The following is a 15,284-nucleotide window of genomic DNA, read 5'->3' as shown; positions in this document are numbered from 1 at the left end:
GCTCTCCGGTTATTCGGCCTTTAAACCCGATTCATTTTGTGTGTCCGTGCGAAACTTGGGCAAGTGCTGCACAGCCCACTGCCTTAAACGATCCCCGGAAAAGTAGGCGCAGGGGACCAGAAACAAGGTCACGACAGACGAAAAGAGCACACCAAAAGACAGCGAAATCACCATTGGCTGCAAAAACTGAGCTTGCTGACTGCGCTCAAATAAAATCGGTAACAGACCGATAAACGTGGTGATGGAGGTCAAAACAATGGGCCGAAAGCGGTCCACCCCCGCGCTTAACACCGCGTTTACTGTACTCTCGCCACGAGCACGGAGCGTATTAATGCGCTCCAGCAACACAAGATTATCGTTTACTACAACTCCGGAGCAAGCGAGAAAACCAAAACCCGAAAACAAGCTGAAATCTACCCCCATAATCAAATGCCCCAGCACCGCGCCGACAAAACCAAAAGGCACCGCGAGCATCACCAGCAGGGGCTGAAAAAATGAGCGGAAGGCAATGGCAAAAAGCGCCAAAACCACGACAAACACTTTGATAAAGTTGGTGCCAAAGTTGTCGCCAAATTGCGCCTGCGAACGCAGCGCGCCATCGAGTGATAAGTTAAAGCCAAGATAGCTCTGCTGCCATGCATCGAGGTTACTATCCAACAGCTCTCGAGTAATGGCAGCGGCATCCGTGCCCTCTTCCACCTCGGCGGTAATAGTGACATTGCGCTTGCGGTCCACCCGGCGAATAGTGCTGGTGCCGGGCACCAGGGTAATATCCGCGACCGCGCTGATGGGCAGCTCTCGGCCATCGTCAGTGCGAATACGGATCTGATCCAGGGTATCCAGAGTGCGTCGTTGCTCTGCCGCGTAACGCAGCATCACTCGCACATCTTCTTTACTGCGCGGAATTCGCTGAATCTCCACACCGTAAAAACCCTGACGGACCTGGTTTGCAACATCGCCTAGGGTGATGCCAAGAGCCTCGGCATAGGGCTTGAGTGCCACCTCTACTTCTGTGCGTTCGGTATCGAGATTATTGCGCACGTTAAATACGCCGGGGTAACGGCTGAGCGCACTGCTCACATCAGCAATAGCGCTCTGCTGAATGTCGCGGCGGTTTTCCAGCATACTCATATTCAGAGTTATATCCGGGCCACCGCCAGCCATAGTGGCGCTAAGCGAGTAGCTTTTCGCCTCGGGTAAGGGGCCGATGTATTCCTGCAGTGCATCGGCCACTTGCTGCACACTAAGCTTGCGCTCTTCGTCCGGCGTCAGGCCGACAAAAATAGTGGCTTCGGTGGCATTTAAGGTGCGGTTAACTTCACGAATAAAGGGCTGATCATTATTTTGTGCTAACAGCTGTTCATCAGAGGCCAGCTCATCGACTCGGTCGCGAATAAATTGCGCAACCTTCTGCGTTTGCGAGAAAGGCGCGCCCTCAGAAAAGCTCACCCGCACATGCACCATAGGGTTGGGCACCTGAGGAAAGAAACTCATGGTTACCCAACCCGAAATAACAATCGCCAGGGTAATCGCAAAGGCAAAAAAGAACCCCAGAAAGGTGCTACCGCGACGCGCTAACATTCCCCGCAAAGCGGGTTGATACCGAGTCTGTGCAAAACTCTCCATACCGCTGGAAAACTTGTGGCGCAACTGACCAAGCCAGCGCAGCGGCTTAAATCGACTGGGACTTTCCGGGCGCATGTGTGACAGGTGAGACGGTAAAATCAGTAACGATTCAACCAAAGAAAAACTTAAACACAAAAACACCACCCAGAATATTGAGCGAGTAAACACCACAATATCCGAAGGCACATCAATCATAGGGATAAAAAAGATAATGGTGCTACTGACCGCCAAGAGGACCGGCAGTAATACCGTGCGGGTACCGGTAATGGCCGCCAGCTTGCCGCGCTCACCGCGCTGCTGATGGCGGTAAACACTCTCGCCCACAATAATCGCGTCATCCACCACTATGCCCAACACCATCAAAAAGGCGAACATCGACAGCATATTGATGGAGACATCAAGATACGGCAGCAGCCAAATTGAACCGGCGAATGTCGTGGCAATACCCGCAACCACCCAAAAGGCGAGCAAAGGCCGCAGGAACAACATCAAAATCAAAAACACCAACAGCAAGCCGCTGATAGCATTATCTGCCAACAAGTTAAAGCGGCTGTCATACAGGTCTTTGGCCTCGAAGTTAATTTTTAACTCCACCCCCGCTGGCAACTTCTCATTAAACGCCTCGACATAGGCGCGCGCATTTTTTGTCCCTTCGATTAGCAGCGGGTCGTCACTCATCTTGACTTCGAGATTGACGCCGGGCTTACCGTTCATAAAGAACTCAACATTTTCCTCGCTAAAGCCATCTTCAATGTCGGCGATATCCCCTAACAGTAAACGGCTGCCATCGCGTCCACTGCGCACCACAATGCGAGCGAAGTCATTGGCCGTAAATGCCTGTGCGCGGGTTTGAATTTGCACATCGCCGTCTTTACTGCGAATCACCCCTGCCGGCAAATTGACCGAGCCGCCTCGAATCGCCTGTGACAGCTCGGCAAAATTGAGATTGTAGCGGCGCATGGTCTGCTCTGAAATTTCAATGCTCAGCTCATCGCGTTTAACGCCATTAATCTGAACCTCGGATACGCCCTCTAACAGGGACATTTCATCGCGGATTTGATAGGCCCAATCTTTCAACTGCCGCCTGTCGGCATCACCAAAGAGGGCGACCCACATCAGCGTTTCACGAAACACCAACTGATTAACCACAGGCCTCTCTGCCGAGGGCGGAAAGGTATTGATGGCATCCACTCTGCCTTTGATATCATTGAGAAGCGCACGCAGGTCATGACCTTCGATAACTTGAACCGCCACCCGGCCGATCCCCTCGCGAGACTCGGAAGTAATCTGATAGATACCGGGTAGATCGGCGATCGCCTCTTCAATACGCACCACAATCTGCTGCTCTACTTCAGCCGGTGCTGCGCCCGGATAGGGCATGGCAATATTAATCATATTGCCCTCGTAACGAGGGAACGCCTCTTTTTCTACTGCCGAAAAACTGACAATTCCGCCCAACAACATCGCCAACATCAGTAAGTTAGCGGCAATGGGATTATCGACAAACCATTTCACTATGGCGTTCATGGTTTATCCCCCGAGTGATGAACGGCGAGATCGATGGGCTGCTCGGGCTCGGCAACGGTCGACTCCTGTAGCGGTTCGACGACAGTGCCAGCAGGTGTCAGGCTCTGCTTTTCCAGACTCACCAAAGTAGCGGCAGGTAAATCAGTGCGCAGCCAAACATGCTCTTGCGTCTTGTGCAGAATTTTAACGGGGCTTACGGTAATTTCATTGTCGCCATTAAGCGTGAGCAGCTGGGTACGCTGGTAAAGTGCGGCGCGGGGTAATCGGCTCACTCCGTCTAAGGCACGCCCCTGAATCTCAGCTTCGACAAACAAGCCGGGCAGCAAGGGCACGCTTTGGGCAAAGGGCTCGGCCACCTCAACCACGGCCGTAAACATCCGCGTGTGTTCGTCAACCACCGCCTGAGTGCGCGTCAATGCGCCGCGCCACTGCAAACTGTGACCGGCAACGGTCGCGTTTATGGTGACTTCGGGCTGTTCTGCTAACTGGTGAGGTTTGGCAAAAGGTAAATCCACCAGAGCCGCCTGCTCCTCGGTGAGCGGAATGCGCACCTCGACCACAGACGCGTCATAGACTCGCGCAAGCTCGGTGCCGGCACTGACATACTGCCCCAAATTCACCAGAGTCTGCTCTACGCGGCCGTCGTAGGGAACGCGAATGTGAGTTCTGGCAAGATTTAGCCGGGCCATGTCCAGGTCAGCTTCAGCCGCAGCGACCTGGGCGCGAGCCGCCGCTAACTGCGGCTGGCGCATAAACAGCTCGTTGGCGCTGGCGTCACCCAAATCGTGCCATTCACGCTTAGCCTGACGCGCCAGGCCCTGCTCTTCAGCAAGGCGCTGCTGCGCTTGTGCAAGCTGCGCCTCGGCCGCAATGACAGCCGCTTTATAGTCGCGGTCATCGATTTGCAGCAAGGCTTCATCGGCGGTAAAAAAACCGCCATCGACAAAGCCCGGCTGCACGTTTACCACCTGACCCGAAACCTGAGCTACCAGAGTGATTTCGCGTTTGGGACTGACCGTTCCCGGCACGGTGACATTCAGGCTGGCTTGCGTTGGCGCCAATGGTGCCACTTTTATCTGAATCAGCGAGGCGTCCTCTGCGGGGGGCTGAGGCACCGGCTTGGGCTTGGCCAGTACCAACACAGAGATAGTCGCCACGCCCACAAGAGTGATGGCAACCGGTAAGATAAATTTTTTCATGGGCTCTCCTGCGCACTAAGTCCTTAAGATTAGGATGCCATTGTGACGCATATACGCAGCAGACAGTTGCAGTAATTGGAAAATTATTAATATTTGCGCGTCGATTTATCCGATAAATACGGCAGGAGTAATTGCTGATGCAATCACCTCACATTCCGCAACATGGAAATGAGGCCCGCTAGCAACTGTCGTTTAATACGAGCGAATACTTTGACCCGGGAGCAGATCAAGGTACTCTATCGCCTGCCCGTGCTCTGCATAGAGGGTGAATTTTTATCTTGCAAACCTGATTAGCCGAGCACAATAAACACAACCCGGCGAACTTGCTACTGGACAAAAAACAACAAACGCAACTGGTGAGACTGTTAAACCTATGAGCTACATGGCCCTGAAACACACCCATTTATTATTGGTTGTACTCTCAATTGGACTTTTCTTTGTTCGCTTTTTGGCTCGCGAGGCTGGCGCCGGTTTTATTCGCGCCAAATTCTTCAAAATTGCGCCTCACATTATTGACACCTGCCTGCTGGCCAGCGGTATTGGACTTATATTGGTCGTAGGTTATCCGCTCTGGCCAATTAACTGGCTCACGGTGAAGCTATTATTGGTAGTGGCTTATATTTTAAGTGGCGTTGTCGCCATCAAAGCCAGCGCCAAGTCCACGCGCTGGGTTGCTGCAGCTTTGGCAATAGTCTGGATTCTGGGCATTTTGCATCTGGCTATGAGCAAAGCGTTTTAGGGCCTGTTATTTAGGCCCTTTAAGCCTGTTCTGCAGCGCCGCGGCCAAGGCCCGAGTCGCCGGGCCCGCCATATCTGGCTCGGCGTACACCAAGTACACTGAAACCTTACGTTCCCCGCCCTGCACCATGGGCAGACGCTTTAGTGCCCCTGTATCCAAGTCTTTTTGAATATAGCCACAGGGTAACCAGGCGTACCCCAAACCCCGGCGCACTGCGGTTAGCGAAGTGGTGATGTGGGCCAGGGTCCAGCGCTGCTCAGCCTCCTGCCAACCCGCGCTGTAGCGGCGGTGGATACCCGAGTCCCGCACGACCAATTGGCGGTGATGGCGCAGATCCTCCTGGGTAATACGCCGCTTCATTTTATGCAGTGGATGATCCGGCGCTGCCACTCCTATTAATGAGATATCCGCAACGTGATCGCCCATAAAACCCGCCGGCATTCGCCCGGTGATGGCCAAATCCACCTGTTTTTGTACTAACGCGTCTTCCGTGCCACTTAACACCGACTCCAGGACATCCACTCGGGTGGCGGGGTAATCGCGGGCAAAGTCTGCCAAGCTGTCGAGCACCTGATCACCGGGAATCAACAAGTCCGCCGCGAGGCGCACCACCGGTTCAATTTTCTGGCTCATACGCTCAGCGGCGCTTTCGAGGGCTTCGGCCTCTGCCAGCAGATGCTTGGCGCGGCGATACAGGCTTTCGCCGGCGGCGGTAGGATGCGCGCGACGCCCCTCGATTTTGAACAGAGCCACATTCAGCGCTTGCTCTAACTGACTGATGGCGTAGGAAACCGTGGACTGGCTTTTACACAGAGCTTCTGCCGCGCGGGCATAGCCACCCTGCTCTATCACCGCTATCAGTGCGCGCCACTGCTCCAGGGTTACTTTTGTATCCTTATCCTTATCCTTAGCCATACCCGCCTCATTAAATCGAACATTTCGATTAATCTACCCCAAAAATCGCTATTTATCATCTACACGATAAATATTTAAATAACATCAAAGCATCAACATGACGACCCGAATACAACAAAGGAGCCTTTTATGAAAACTCTGCTGCAAATCAAGACCAGCTTGAACGGTGACAATGGCCAATCCAACTACCTGAGCAACGAGTTTGTCGCCCGCTGGCAGGCGCAAAATCCACAAGGCAAAGTGATTGTTCGCGATCTGGCGGCCAACCCGGTACCGCATCTGGACGGCGAACGCTTTAACGCCTTTTTAAGCCCGGCGGAAAAGCGCAGCGCTTCCGAGCAAAAGATCGTCGCCTACTCTGACGAGCTGATTGAGGAAATTAAAGCGGCCGACCTGATATCCATCGGCCTGCCCATGTACAACTTTGGCATTCCCTCAACCTTGAAAGCGTACTTTGACCATATTGCCCGCTCCGGTGTGACCTTCCGCTACAGCGAGAACGGCCCCGAAGGCTTGCTGCCCAATATTCCCGTATACATTCTCGCGGCCCGCGGCGGCATCTACCAGGGCACGCAAGCCGACTCACAAACCGGCTATATGAAAACTTTCTTGGCATTTTTAGGCCTGCAAGACACCCGGTTTATCTACGCTGAAGGCCTGGCAATGGGCGAAGATGGTAAAACCGATGCACTGAATAAGGCCGTAAACGAAATTGAAGATACCGTGGCGGCGTAACAGTCGCCCAGAGCAAATATCGCCCCCAAAAGGCACAGCTCACTGAATACAGGAGGCCACCATGAGCCGACAGTTACAGCAAATCATACCCGCCCTTGCGACCAGCGATGGCGCTGGGGTGAAGATCAAGCGCAGCCTGGGACAATCACCGGGCGCGCGGCTGGACCCGATATTGATGCTGGACGAATTCAATTCAGACGAGGCCGCCGACTACCTTGCGGGTTTTCCGTCGCATCCGCATCGCGGGTTCGAAACCGTCACTTATATGCTCGACGGCCACATGCTGCACGAAGACCATATGGGCAATCGCGGCGACTTGCGCGCCGGAGACGTACAGTGGATGACCGCTGGCCGGGGTATTATTCACTCCGAAATGCCGCAACAACTAGAGGGTCGCATGCGCGGTTTTCAGCTGTGGATCAATCTACCCGCAGCCGAAAAAATGAAACCCGCCGCCTACCGGGATATTGCAGCAAATGATATTCCCGAGCATCTTTTAACAAGTGGTGGTCGAGTCAAGGTAATTGCCGGCGAATTTACTGCAGACGATGGCACGACGACCCGCGGCGCTATTAATGGAACTTCCACTGAAGCGCTCTACTGGGATATACATTTGCCCGCCGCCAGCACCATTGAGTTCAGCTTGCCTGAACAGCATCATGTGTTTATTTACCCCTATGAGGGCGAACTACTCGTAGGTGACGACAGGCGCGGCCTGGGCACCAGTCAGGCAGGGTTGCTGAGCCCGGGATCGAGTGTGCAGCTGGAAGCCAAAGAGCCAGTGCGATTGTTACTGATTGGCGGCAAACCGATCGGCGAGCCCATAGCCCAGTACGGGCCCTTTGTGATGAACACCAGCGATGAGATTGAACAGGCCATTGATGATTACCGCAATGGTCGGTTGGCAGGCTAAAAAAATGGGCCATATAGGCCCATTATTCTCAAGCGATTATAGGGGGCAAGCGAACATTAGCGAGTAGCCGGGGGCAAATTACCCTGCTCTATGTGCTTCGACATAAAAGTGGTGATCTTGCCCCAATTATCTTTTACCAGTTTCACATCAGCTGGGTTTGCCTCAATTTCACCGGACATTTCCTGCATCATTTGTCTTTGTTCTTCGGGCATACTGGCGGTCAGCATTTCACGCATCTGATACGCAATGGCTTTACCATAGCGAGCGCTGGTGCGCACGTATTCACCGGCGCTATCCCAATCTTTTTCGTTTAACACTTTATACATTTTATCGTAAACGCCCTGCTCTTTGAGCATATCGTCGAGCACTTCATCTTGCTTGTCTACGCTCAGGGCCAGAAACTCTTCTTCGCTGTATTGATTCGCAATGGTCGAGTTTTCGCCAATAGCTTCGAATACATCTTTCATCGGCATAAACTCTTGCGTGGTTTCCAGCCAGCGGTCTAAATCTTCGGCGTCATCCGCCTGTACCGACACGCTCACCAGCAGCGCTGCCAGTAGCACCATAACCTGGTTCATTAAACGGTTTTTCCAAAACATCTGCATACTATTTCTCCTAAAGGCAAGACTGCGTTTTATGCCAGGCGCAAGGTAATAGAGGCCACCAGTGCCCATACGGCAAAATACAAGTAAATCACCAGCGGGGTCAGCAGGCCCAGCGATAAGCCAGCCACACCATAACCTGTGGTGTAAGGGTAAATCACGAACAATTGCACCAGCGTGGGCACCAGCGCCAACACCAGGGCCTTGAAAATCCAGCGGCTACCAAATGCAGGCAACAGCAATAAAAAACCCCACAGACCGCCCCACACTAAACGCGGGTACAGCCAGTGGGCTGACAACCCAGGGGCTATGCGAACATCCAGTGCCGAGGTCAAGCCGTAACGCCCCGCTAACCACAGCGCAATTGCAGCGATAAACGCACCCAAGGTGCCCGCGCCGTAAACCAAAAACCACTTTTTCATCGTTTTCTTTCTAACCCGGCGGCCGACAATAACACAAGTTTACTGACAGCCTGTTACAATCAGCGCCAAGCATATCCGCCCTTAACGATAAGTTAAAGTCTTAGGGCACCGCTATCAATTGATTGTGGTCTCTGCGCAACCTGCGCGGTGCCACAAGCAAGGCCCTTTGCGCAGATGAAGGCTGGTTGCCTTCACAAGCAAAGAAACGCCGCTGTGGTGCCGCACAGGCTGCGCCCGGAGGGGCTTTCAGGAATCCCCTCCAGCTGCGTTGCACTGCTTCGACGGGGCAACCAGCCCGTCTGCATCGCGCGCCTTGCTAGAGAAAATTCCTGAAAGCCAGAGACCGCAAGCAATTGACAGAGGTGCCCTTTTGTTTTCTTTTTTCGAACGATTACTCAAACCCTTTCCCGACGATCCGGTAAGCCAGCCCCCCAAAGGTCTGTTCGCGTTTTGCTGGCACTATACTCGCGGGGCCAAACGCTACCTACTTATGATGGCGAGTCTTTCGGCACTGATTGCGATTATTGAGATTTCGCTGTTCGGCGCCATGGGTAACCTGGTGGACTGGCTTAACAACACCAACCCGGAAAACCTGTGGCGCGATTACGGCACGCCGCTTACCTTAATTGGTTTGACTTTACTTATTGGCCTGCCGGTAATTATTTTTATCCATGCCACGCTGATTCATCAGACCATGCTGGGCAACTTTCCCATGGCCATACGCTGGAAAGCGCACCGCTATCTCATCCAACAGAGTGTGCATTTTTTCCAGGATGAATTTTCGGGCCGGCTGGCAACACGGCTGATGCAAACGTCCTTGGCGGTGCGCGAAACCGTAATGAAACTGCTGGATGTGGCGGTATACATCAGTGTGTATTTTGGCAGCATGATCTTCCTAATGGCGGCGCTGGATATCAGACTCGCGATCCCCATGGTGTTATGGCTAGTGGGCTACATCAGCATTCTGGCTTACTTTCTGCCGCGTTTAAAACGTATCTCTAGCAAGCAGGCGGACGCTCGCGCGGAAATGACCGGCCGCATCGTTGATACCTACACCAACATTCATACCGTAAAGCTGTTTTCTCATGCCGGTCGCGAGTCGAGTTACGCCCGCGAGGGGATGAATCAGTTTCTGCAAACGGTACACCCGCAAATGCGCATGGTGACCGTACTGAGCACCTGTGTGTGGACGCTTAACTCAGTATTAATTTTCTCTCTGGGAGCCCTGGGCATCAGCTTGTGGGCCGACAGCGCCATCACCACCGGCGCCATTGCCGCTGCCCTGGCGATGGTGTTGCGCATTAACGGCATGTCGCAGTGGATCATGTGGGAGATTTCTGCCCTGTTCGAAAATATCGGTACCGCCCAGGATGGCGCCAACACGCTATCCAAACCACTCAGTGTCACCGATAGCGAAAATGCCCCCGAGCTTAAAGTCGATGCTGGAGACATTCGCTTTGAGCAGGTAAATTTTCACTACGGCAATAGCGCCAATGTGATGGAAGATTTTAACCTGCATATCCAAGCCGGGGAAAAGATCGGCCTGGTGGGGCGTTCTGGCGCTGGGAAGTCCACCCTGGTGAATTTACTCTTGCGTTTTTACGATGTTCAAGACGGTAGCCTAAGCATTGATGGGCAAAATATTAACGCCGTCACTCAGCGCAGCCTGCGTCAACATATCGGGATGGTGACGCAGGACACATCACTACTGCACCGATCCATTCGCGACAACTTGCTCTATGGTCGCCCGGACGCCAGCGAAGACGATATGATTCGCGCGGCTAAAAAAGCCCAAGCCCACGATTTTATTCTGGGGCTGGAAGATGCGCAGGGACGCACAGGTTACGATGCCCATGTGGGTGAGCGTGGCGTGAAGCTATCCGGCGGTCAGCGCCAGCGTATTGCCATTGCGCGGGTGCTGTTAAAAGACACGCCTATTCTGATTCTTGACGAGGCCACCTCGGCGTTGGACTCAGAGGTAGAATCGGTAATACAACACAACCTAACCGCACTGATGGAAAATAAAACCGTGATCGCTATCGCCCACCGGCTGTCTACTATTGCCGCACTGGACAGACTAGTGGTCCTGGACAAGGGACGTATTGTGGAACAAGGCAGCCACAGTGAACTGATCGCCAAAGGCGGCTTGTACGCTCAACTCTGGGCCCATCAATCTGGTGGTTTTTTGGGCGAAGAGTAAGCCTAGCCGCCGCAGCTAACGAAAATAGTTTTTGCAGATCATAGCGCTCAGGCCCACTAAAAACCCAACGTGGGCCAGCAAGGCGCCACCAGCAAACAAGTACACCAAAAATTTTGGCGTTGGCTCTACCAGCTGAAACAGGTTGTTAAGCATTAACGGCAGAGCGCACACCAACACTAACACTAAAGACAGAGCAATTAATTTTATTTCTTTTTCTGCCTTGGCGTAGACAATCCGGGTGATCGGATTGTGACGCCAGACGCTGTTTAGCATACGCTTGAACATTAGCCTTAGCGCCTATGGCGCACTTCCCAGCAGTGATGAATTTTTTGATTGCGTACAAAGTCCTCCGGGATGGTTTCTCGGGTGATGTTCTTGATATCGAATGCCTCAAGAGCTTGTTCATCCAACTTAAAACTGCGCAAATTATTGGAAAAATAAAGCACCCCATCGGTTTCCAGCAACGCCATGGCTTTTTGCAGCAAAAACACATGATCGCGCTGAACGTCTAATACATCAGCCATGCGCTTAGAGTTGGAAAAACTCGGTGGGTCCAACATAATCATATCGAACTTCTGGGTATGTGGCTGTTGCAACCACTGCAAACAGTCCGCTTGCTCTAGCCGGTTTTTCGATTCAGACAAACCGTTCAGAGCAAGATTTTTTCGCGCCCAATTTAAATAGGTTTGCGACATATCCACACTGAGGGTAAAACGCGCACCGCCCACTGCGGCCTGCACACTGGCGGCAGCGGTATAACAAAACAGGTTTAAAAAGCGCTTGCCTTTGACTTGTTGGGCAATTTTTAAACGCAGTGGACGATGATCCAAAAACACTCCGCTGTCTAAATACTGCCACAGGTTCACCAGCAACCGCGCCTGCCCTTCTTGAACTTGCAGCAGCTCGCCTGCGGCCTGATCCGCCAGTTTTTCATACTGACTGGTGCCTTTATTGCGACGTCGCTGTTTATAGCTGACATTCTCGGGGGCAACGTTTAACGCCACAGGCACAGCCGCCTGGATTTCAGCAAAGCGCTCGGCCGCCTTGTCTTCATCCACCGAGCGCGGTGGCTGATACTCCTGCACATGCACCTGTAATTTCTGTCCACCGCCAGGCACACCCACTCCTTGGTATACATCGATGGCGCAGGCGTATTCGGGTATATCTGCATCGTACAGACGGTAGCAAGTCGCGCCGCTGCGTTTGAGAAAACTCTTCAGCTTTTTCTGATTTTTCTGCAAGCGGTTAACCAGTCCTTGCGCGCCGTCAGTGAGAGCGTCGGGGCTAATTTGCGGAACTTGCGTATCTTGAGAGTCAGCTGGCGGCGGTGCGCTGACAAACTGCTCGTTGGCAATATCAAACAGCAAAAGCTCACTAGGGATAGTGCCGTTAAACAGCTTGTATTTTTTATGAGCGCGCAACCCCATTTGCTTGCCGAGCTCGGGGTTGCCAGTAAAGACAGCGGCGCGCCAGCCGGTAAACTCATCGCGAAAACGCTCACCCATATGCGCATAGAGAATCTTCATCGACTCCAGTTCACCCAAACGCTCACCATAGGGAGGGTTACACACAATTAAACCCGTCTGCAGGGATGTGTGAGTGGGGCGTTTAAATTCGCGTAGCTCTTTGCGCGATACCCGCAACCAGTCGTCCAGTCCGGCGCGGGTAATATTTTGCTCGGCGGCGCGAATTACTTTTAGGTTGGCATCATAGCCGCGCACCTCTGGTAAGTCGTCTCGCGCCAGCCCCTGCAGACGCCGCTCACGCGCCTCTTTAATCAGCTCGGCCCACACCAGCGGCTGATGTTGGCGCCAGCGTTCAAAAGCAAACTCACTGCGGTAAAGGCCGGGGGCGATATCAGCCGCCATAAGTGCCGCTTCAATCAAGAAGGTGCCCGAGCCACACATAGGGTCAAGCAGCGCGGTTTCTGGCTGGGCACACCAGCCGGCGCGAATTAAAATAGCGGCCGCCAAATTTTCTTTCAGTGGGGCTTCACCCTGCTGCTGACGATAACCGCGCCGGTGCAAACTGTCACCGGATAAGTCCAAGCTGATATTGGCACGGCCGCGATTTAGGCGCACATTGATCCGCACATCCGGATTTACCTTGGCCACCGAAGGGCGCATACCCGTCTGTTCACGCAGGCAGTCGACAATCGCATCCTTAACCTTAACTGCGCCAAACTGGGTGTTGCGGATACCACTGCCCTGGCCGCTGAAATCTACCAACAAGGTACCCTCAGTGCTCAAGTGTTCCTGCCAGGGTAAGGTTTTAACCAACTCGTACAGCTCGTCGGCATTGCGCACACTTCCAGACGTCAGGGGCAACAACACCTTATTGGCCAAACGCGACCAAAGGCAGGCACGGTAGGCGGCGCCCAGTGTACCGCTAAAATAAACCCCTGCCACCGTGGCCCGGCAATCTTCGCCGCCCAGCGCTTGCAGCTCCTCCAGCAGCAAACTTTCCAGCCCCTTAGGGCATGTAGCGAAATATTGTGTATGAGTGTCGGCATTCGTCATTGTTTAGCCTTGGCCTGTAGGGTTGATCGATATATCGGACCTTTATTATCGCAGAGGCCGCTAACAAAAATAGATGACATTTTTAAGACTCAACTGATCTATAAGACAGACTGCCTATAAGAATAAATTCGTTCACAAGCCGTCCGCATTTTGATGTACTGAACGTCCCGCTACAGAAAACTTCAAATCGCCGAATTTATCTCGGCTTCTTAAGCGGGCAATCCAACATCAGTGACGGCCTCTTGGGCCATCCGGTCGCTTTACATATTAAAGCGCACCGCGGACTTGTTCGGCCTGAAAAAAGTCGCCACTGAGTCGCTAACCTAAACAGAGGGAGGCAATCGGCTTTACGCAATTGACCAACGACGGATCGGTTCCGGCATCTCCGGCACGCCGTCATCTTAATGACTAACCAGAGGTATTGCTAAGCATGAAACGCCAAAAACGTGATCATATTGAACGAGCTTTCGGTAAAGGCTACCAGGCCGGCATTGACGGGAGATCCCGAAGTCTCTGCCCCCACGTGTCTGGAATGGCCCGACAGCAATGGATGAGTGGCTGGCGCGAAGCGCGCACCGATCAATGGGACGGCTTCAATCGCATGGCGCAAGTGCAAAAGCTCAGCAATCTTTCCTACGGAGGTATGCCCTAATACGAATGCTACACAATCTGACAGTCTGTTAAGTATTGCCACCGAACGTCTGCCACCAGCAGACTCAGCCCGCTTAAGCGGGCTTTTTTACGGCATGAATTAACCTTCGGACTTATCCTCGGTGTGACTCGCTGCCGGTTTTTCCGCCTGCGCGCCTTGGCTTTCCATACTCGGGCTTTGCTCTTTGCGATACTTGGCAATCTCCTTTGCACACTCTTCTACCAGTTCAGGCCCTTCATAGATAAACCCGGAGTAAACCTGAACCAAACTGGCTCCGGCACGCAGCTTTTCTACCGCCGCCTCACCAGAGTCAATGCCCCCCACCCCAATAATGGGCAAGCGCCCCTGCAGCACTTCGGCAAGCTTGGCGATCACTCTGGTGCTTTTGTCGCGCACCGGCTTGCCACTCAAGCCACCGGCCTCTTCGTGCAGTGGGTTAGACTCCACGCCCTCGCGGCCAATGGTGGTATTGGTGGCAATAACCGCATCTAACTCCAAATCGAGCAGAGTATTGGCCACAGATTCAATGGCTTCGTCGTCCATATCTGGAGCGATTTTTACCGCGATAGGCACATAGCGCTCCTGGGCATCGGCAAGCTTCAACTGCTCGCGCTTAATGCCGCCCAGCAAATCCTTCAGGCTGTCGCCAAACTGCAGGCTGCGCAACCCTGGAGTGTTGGGTGAAGAAACATTTACGGTGATATAGTCGGCGTAGGGATATACCTTACGCAGGCAAATCTTGTAATCGCTTAATGCATTTTCCACCGGCGTTTTGGCGTTTTTGCCGATATTAATCCCCAAAATCCCCTGATAGCGGCGGTTTTTAACTTGGGCGACCAAATGCTCAACACCCTTATTGTTGAACCCCATGCGGTTGATGATGGCCCCCTGCTCTGTCAGGCGGAACAACCGAGGTTTAGCATTACCCGGCTGCGGCAGTGGAGTAACCGTGCCTATTTCGACAAAGCCAAAGCCGAGCTTACCCAGAGCGTTAAAATAATCGCCATTTTTGTCCAGACCAGCCGCCAGACCCACCGGATTGGGAAAGCACAGCCCCATCACCTCCACCGGGTCGTCGGCTATCTTCTTGCCCACTAGCCCACTCAAACCCAGGCGTTCGGAGGCGCCTAAGGCATCCAAACTGAACTCGTGGGAGACTTCGGGGTTCATGCAAAAGAGCAATTTACGAATGGCGGAGTACATGGAATCCTCTCGGGGCTATGCAGGAATGAAAT

General features: G+C 53.2%; 13 protein-coding genes. 5 read left to right on the top strand and 8 right to left on the bottom strand.

What is annotated here, in order from left to right; all coding sequences use genetic code 11:
* Nucleotides 1-9: 9 nt before the first annotated feature.
* On the bottom strand, nucleotides 10-3,153 hold the full coding sequence (locus tag NHM04_RS01435; protein ID WP_254265278.1) for an efflux RND transporter permease subunit: 3,144 nt from the start codon (nucleotides 3,151-3,153) through the stop codon (nucleotides 10-12).
* On the bottom strand, nucleotides 3,150-4,352 hold the full coding sequence (locus NHM04_RS01430) for an efflux RND transporter periplasmic adaptor subunit (protein WP_254265277.1): 1,203 nt from the start codon (nucleotides 4,350-4,352) through the stop codon (nucleotides 3,150-3,152). The genes NHM04_RS01435 and NHM04_RS01430 overlap by 4 nt, the downstream gene beginning before the upstream one ends.
* 373 nt (nucleotides 4,353-4,725) lie before the next feature.
* Between NHM04_RS01430 and NHM04_RS01425 the strand changes: the two genes are divergently transcribed.
* Nucleotides 4,726-5,091, top strand: a complete 366-nt coding sequence (locus tag NHM04_RS01425) for a SirB2 family protein (protein WP_254265276.1) — start codon at nucleotides 4,726-4,728, stop codon at nucleotides 5,089-5,091.
* A 6-nt stretch (nucleotides 5,092-5,097) separates the two neighbouring features.
* On the opposite strand, the gene NHM04_RS01420 is transcribed toward NHM04_RS01425, so the two are convergent.
* Entirely contained in the window at nucleotides 5,098-6,006 is a 909-nt protein-coding gene (locus NHM04_RS01420; RefSeq protein WP_254265275.1) for a LysR family transcriptional regulator, read from the bottom strand.
* Between the two features lie 129 nt (nucleotides 6,007-6,135).
* Here NHM04_RS01420 and NHM04_RS01415 point away from each other — a divergent pair, with 129 nt between their 5' ends.
* The gene (locus NHM04_RS01415; RefSeq protein WP_254265274.1) at nucleotides 6,136-6,741 is read left to right on the top strand and encodes an FMN-dependent NADH-azoreductase; all 606 of its coding nucleotides are present in this window, start codon (nucleotides 6,136-6,138) and stop codon (nucleotides 6,739-6,741) included.
* 61 nt (nucleotides 6,742-6,802) lie between these two features.
* A complete protein-coding gene (locus tag NHM04_RS01410) occupies nucleotides 6,803-7,654 on the top strand; it encodes a pirin family protein (RefSeq protein ID WP_254265273.1) in 852 nt (283 codons plus the stop codon).
* Between the two features lie 56 nt (nucleotides 7,655-7,710).
* Here NHM04_RS01410 and NHM04_RS01405 read toward each other — a convergent pair whose 3' ends face one another.
* Both NHM04_RS01405 and NHM04_RS01400 read right to left on the bottom strand, forming a co-directional pair.
* Nucleotides 7,711-8,259, bottom strand: coding sequence for a hypothetical protein (locus tag NHM04_RS01405; protein ID WP_254265272.1), 549 nt, complete (start codon nucleotides 8,257-8,259; stop codon nucleotides 7,711-7,713).
* A gap of 29 nt (nucleotides 8,260-8,288) precedes the next feature.
* On the bottom strand, nucleotides 8,289-8,678 hold the full coding sequence (locus NHM04_RS01400; RefSeq protein WP_254265271.1) for a hypothetical protein: 390 nt from the start codon (nucleotides 8,676-8,678) through the stop codon (nucleotides 8,289-8,291).
* A 370-nt stretch (nucleotides 8,679-9,048) separates the two neighbouring features.
* Between NHM04_RS01400 and NHM04_RS01395 the strand changes: the two genes are divergently transcribed.
* On the top strand, nucleotides 9,049-10,878 hold the full coding sequence (locus NHM04_RS01395; protein WP_254265270.1) for an ABC transporter ATP-binding protein: 1,830 nt from the start codon (nucleotides 9,049-9,051) through the stop codon (nucleotides 10,876-10,878).
* Nucleotides 10,879-10,893: 15 nt separating this feature from the next.
* Here NHM04_RS01395 and NHM04_RS01390 read toward each other — a convergent pair whose 3' ends face one another.
* The gene (locus NHM04_RS01390; protein WP_254265269.1) at nucleotides 10,894-11,163 is read right to left on the bottom strand and encodes a hypothetical protein; all 270 of its coding nucleotides are present in this window, start codon (nucleotides 11,161-11,163) and stop codon (nucleotides 10,894-10,896) included.
* Nucleotides 11,164-11,168: 5 nt separating this feature from the next.
* Nucleotides 11,169-13,397, bottom strand: coding sequence for a bifunctional 23S rRNA (guanine(2069)-N(7))-methyltransferase RlmK/23S rRNA (guanine(2445)-N(2))-methyltransferase RlmL (gene rlmKL, locus NHM04_RS01385; RefSeq protein ID WP_254265268.1), 2,229 nt, complete (start codon nucleotides 13,395-13,397; stop codon nucleotides 11,169-11,171).
* A gap of 430 nt (nucleotides 13,398-13,827) precedes the next feature.
* Here rlmKL and rmf point away from each other — a divergent pair, with 430 nt between their 5' ends.
* Nucleotides 13,828-14,049, top strand: coding sequence for a ribosome modulation factor (gene rmf / locus NHM04_RS01380; RefSeq protein ID WP_254265267.1), 222 nt, complete (start codon nucleotides 13,828-13,830; stop codon nucleotides 14,047-14,049).
* Nucleotides 14,050-14,148: 99 nt separating this feature from the next.
* Here the strand turns inward: rmf and NHM04_RS01375 are convergent, their stop codons facing one another.
* A complete protein-coding gene (locus NHM04_RS01375) occupies nucleotides 14,149-15,252 on the bottom strand; it encodes a quinone-dependent dihydroorotate dehydrogenase (RefSeq protein ID WP_254265266.1) in 1,104 nt (367 codons plus the stop codon).
* Between the last annotated feature and the right edge of the window lie 32 nt (nucleotides 15,253-15,284).

Source organism: Gilvimarinus sp. DA14 (assembly GCF_024204685.1).
Lineage (GTDB): Bacteria > Pseudomonadota > Gammaproteobacteria > Pseudomonadales > Cellvibrionaceae > Gilvimarinus.
Note: the sequence above shows the minus strand (reverse complement) of the source record. Positions and strands in the feature narration are given on the sequence as shown.

Coding starts and splice junctions, on each gene's coding strand:
- NHM04_RS01425 (WP_254265276.1), top strand. CDS start 4,726: ATGAGCTACATGGCCCTGAAACACACCCATTTATTATTGGTTGTACTC.
- NHM04_RS01430 (WP_254265277.1), bottom strand. CDS start 4,352: ATGAAAAAATTTATCTTACCGGTTGCCATCACTCTTGTGGGCGTGGCG.
- NHM04_RS01410 (WP_254265273.1), top strand. CDS start 6,803: ATGAGCCGACAGTTACAGCAAATCATACCCGCCCTTGCGACCAGCGAT.
- rlmKL (WP_254265268.1), bottom strand. CDS start 13,397: ATGACGAATGCCGACACTCATACACAATATTTCGCTACATGCCCTAAG.
- NHM04_RS01390 (WP_254265269.1), bottom strand. CDS start 11,163: ATGTTCAAGCGTATGCTAAACAGCGTCTGGCGTCACAATCCGATCACC.
- NHM04_RS01420 (WP_254265275.1), bottom strand. CDS start 6,006: ATGGCTAAGGATAAGGATAAGGATACAAAAGTAACCCTGGAGCAGTGG.
- NHM04_RS01405 (WP_254265272.1), bottom strand. CDS start 8,259: ATGCAGATGTTTTGGAAAAACCGTTTAATGAACCAGGTTATGGTGCTA.
- NHM04_RS01400 (WP_254265271.1), bottom strand. CDS start 8,678: ATGAAAAAGTGGTTTTTGGTTTACGGCGCGGGCACCTTGGGTGCGTTT.
- NHM04_RS01435 (WP_254265278.1), bottom strand. CDS start 3,153: ATGAACGCCATAGTGAAATGGTTTGTCGATAATCCCATTGCCGCTAAC.
- NHM04_RS01375 (WP_254265266.1), bottom strand. CDS start 15,252: ATGTACTCCGCCATTCGTAAATTGCTCTTTTGCATGAACCCCGAAGTC.
- rmf (WP_254265267.1), top strand. CDS start 13,828: ATGAAACGCCAAAAACGTGATCATATTGAACGAGCTTTCGGTAAAGGC.
- NHM04_RS01415 (WP_254265274.1), top strand. CDS start 6,136: ATGAAAACTCTGCTGCAAATCAAGACCAGCTTGAACGGTGACAATGGC.